This is a genomic window from Lactiplantibacillus sp. 30.2.29 (assembly GCF_018991255.1).
GTDB lineage: Bacteria > Bacillota > Bacilli > Lactobacillales > Lactobacillaceae > Lactiplantibacillus > Lactiplantibacillus pentosus.
The window spans coordinates 1-2,748 of record NZ_JAGYGU010000074.1; the positions used below are offsets into that span (position 1 = coordinate 1).

The 2,748-nt window shown below is 42.4% G+C and carries 4 protein-coding genes; 1 reads left to right on the plus strand and 3 read right to left on the minus strand.

Translation table 11 applies throughout. The features are described 5' to 3' along the window. Nucleotides 1–414 precede the first annotated feature (414 nt). The 3 genes from KGF65_RS16460 to KGF65_RS16470 all read right to left on the minus strand — a co-directional run bounded on the left by KGF65_RS16460 (nt 415) and on the right by KGF65_RS16470 (nt 1,915). Entirely contained in the window at nt 415–795 is a 381-nt protein-coding gene (locus tag KGF65_RS16460) for a hypothetical protein (RefSeq protein ID WP_216748755.1), read from the minus strand. Further along, on the minus strand, nt 795–1,196 hold the full coding sequence (locus tag KGF65_RS16465) for a CvfD/Ygs/GSP13 family RNA-binding post-transcriptional regulator (RefSeq protein WP_050339304.1): 402 nt from the start codon (nt 1,194–1,196) through the stop codon (nt 795–797). Before KGF65_RS16465 ends, KGF65_RS16460 begins: the two co-directional genes overlap by 1 nt. 134 nt (nt 1,197–1,330) lie before the next feature. Next, on the minus strand, nt 1,331–1,915 hold the full coding sequence (locus KGF65_RS16470) for a peptidylprolyl isomerase (RefSeq protein WP_056952743.1): 585 nt from the start codon (nt 1,913–1,915) through the stop codon (nt 1,331–1,333). 164 nt (nt 1,916–2,079) lie between these two features. Here KGF65_RS16470 and KGF65_RS16475 point away from each other — a divergent pair, with 164 nt between their 5' ends. Then, nucleotides 2,080–2,736, plus strand: coding sequence for a VTT domain-containing protein (locus tag KGF65_RS16475; protein WP_216748754.1), 657 nt, complete (start codon nt 2,080–2,082; stop codon nt 2,734–2,736). The last annotated feature ends 12 nt before the right edge of the window (nt 2,737–2,748 follow it).

The following is a 2,748-nucleotide window of genomic DNA, read 5'->3' on the forward strand; positions in this document are numbered from 1 at the left end:
CCAAAATCAAGAGACCCTACACATTTGATTCGTCGAAACTTTGTTCAGTTTTCAAAGATCTAATTCCGTGCGTTGATTAGCTCAACACAACTATTACATAATATCATCTCGATTTAAGCTTGTCAACAACTTTATTTATTAAGTTGAATAACCATGCAATCACCATCGAGTGATTATTAAGTTGAAATGCCGCACGTTCGAAACTGATGTATCGGTCAACGCGACAAGAAAAATCTTATCACTCACAATAATCACTGTCAACAACAATTTAATGTTTTTTTGAATTTTTATTCATAAACATTTTTCACGGTGAAGTGACACAAGCCCCATCACCTAGCTGTTTCGCGCTATCTCTCGCAACGACAAGATATATCTTATCAAGAATTAGTATGCAGGTCAACCCTTTATTTAAAATTATTTCGATAATTGATTAAACGGCGTTGTTTCCCCCACACTGACGCTAGCAAAGAGTTCATGCAACTCACTTGCCAGCACAAACATTAATCCCTGTTCTGCAAATTTAGTTTGAATCAATTCATCAACGGTTAGATGATCAAAAACAAACACGGCTACCTTTTCACCTTCGATTTTAGCGACAATCGAATCATACAATCGTAATTGCTCAACATCGATGCCAATGGTGTGTCGAAACGTCCACAACACAGAGGCTAACGGTGAGCGTCCGGCTTGAACTGGTAATTGGTAAAAGTGATAGTCGTTACCTGACTTACCGACCAAGAAATGGATGCCCTGTTCATCATTGTATAAAATCGTCCCTGCAACTTGTTTCTGCACTAATGTTCACCCACTTTCAACCGATTCAACGAATCTGAAATCCAGCCATCTAAATGATTGGCAATTGGATCAAACCCTGCATGGACATGCCGATTCGTCCAAAAGTGTTTGTGCCGGAACGTCTTGTAAATTTCCAAATCACTCACAGTTGGGCGGGGGGCACGCTCGATACACCGTAATGACAAACTAATCTTCCCGGTATATTCATCAATATCTAAAATAACGACGTCCACTGCCTGACCGACCTTTAGGTACTCACTAATACTCTTGACATACCCTTCATGGCATTCTGAAATATGAATTAACCCTTGATGCTCACCATCCAACGTGACAAACGCACCATAAGGTTGAATGCCGGTCACCCGGCCATGCACACGCATGCCAATTCGATACTCACTCATACGATCCATCCTTTCTTAAGCATTTTATACTGACAATCATTTCAATCTTTAATATTATAACCTGAATCCGATAGATTGCAAAATCCCGAGACAAACAAAAAAAGAGCCGCATTCGCAGCTCCTACTCGTGTCACTTAATCTTCAATTGCAATTGTTTCGATCACAACGTCCTTAACTGGCTTGTCTTGCATCCCAGTCTTAGTAGCCGCGATTTTATCAACGATATCCATGCCATCACTGACAGCACCAAAAACTGTGTGCCGGAAATCCAACCATGGTGTCCCACCGTTGCCATAAGCCGTGACGATTTCTTCCGGATAACCAGCCTGTTTCATTTGTTCATCCATGCCAGCATCTAATTGTGGCTTTTGAACAATAAAGAACTGACTGCCATTGGTATTAGGACCAGCATTGGCCATTGAGAGGGCCCCACGAAGATTGAAGACTTCTGGTGAAAATTCATCTTCGAATGGTTTGCCCCATAAGCTTTCGCCACCCATACCAGTACCAGTTGGATCGCCACCCTGAATCATAAATTCAGGAATCACGCGATGGAAAATAATCCCATCATAGTAGCCCTTTTTGGCTAAGCCAACAAAGTTTTCGACACTCTTTGGGGCTTGCTTAGGAAACAACTGAACCTTGATGTCACCAAAGTTTGTTTTGATGGTTGCTTTTGGTCCGTCTACTTGACTTAAATCTAATTGTGGATATGCCACAAAATCACCCGTTTTCTATTAGAATTATCTTGATAATACAAGAGAAGTGATATAAATACCAGTGATTTGTAAGGATTTCTTGCAATTAGCGGCTAGCCATAGTAATTCGAACGGTTTTCTGTTAACCTAGATAAGATTAATTTTCACATTACTTGGAGGTAATCATGAGCTTTCTAATTGATTTCGTGTTGCACATTGACCAACACTTAGTAACCATCGTCAACAGCTTTGGTATTTGGACCTACCTGATTCTCTTTGCCATCATCTTTATCGAGACAGGTGCCGTTATCCTACCTTTTCTGCCTGGTGACTCATTACTATTCGCTGCCTGTGCGTTAGCAGCCAACCCGACCTATGGCCTACATATTTGGACATTCGTCATCCTATTCCTGATTGCTGCCCTTGCCGGTGATTCATTAAACTTCTACATTGGTCACTCCTTGGGGGAGCGGTTGACTGAAACGTCGTGGTTCGGCAAATTGATCAATCAAAAACAACTTGCTAAGTCTGAACGCTTTTTCGAGAAACACGGTGGCATCACAGTCACGATCGCGCGCTTCATGCCAATCATCCGGACCTTTGTGCCCTTCGTCGCTGCGAGCTCTCGCATGCACTACCAGCAATTCATTCGCTATAACGTGATTGGCTGTGTCTGGTGGGTCATGCTCTGCTGCGGTGGTGGCTACTACTTCGGTAACATTCCCTTCGTCAAAGAACATTTCTCGATGGTCGTTATCGGCATCATCTTAGTCTCACTGATTCCGGCCGTCTTTTCCGCCTTACGCGCACGCTTCAGTCATCCTGTCAAAAGCGAAGATTAACTTGAAACGAAT

Excerpts from the sequence above, each read along its gene's own strand:
- KGF65_RS16465 (WP_050339304.1), bottom strand. The coding sequence starts at position 1,196 with ATGAGTGAGTATCGAATTGGCATGCGTGTGCATGGCCGGGTGACCGGC.
- KGF65_RS16475 (WP_216748754.1), top strand. The coding sequence starts at position 2,080 with ATGAGCTTTCTAATTGATTTCGTGTTGCACATTGACCAACACTTAGTA.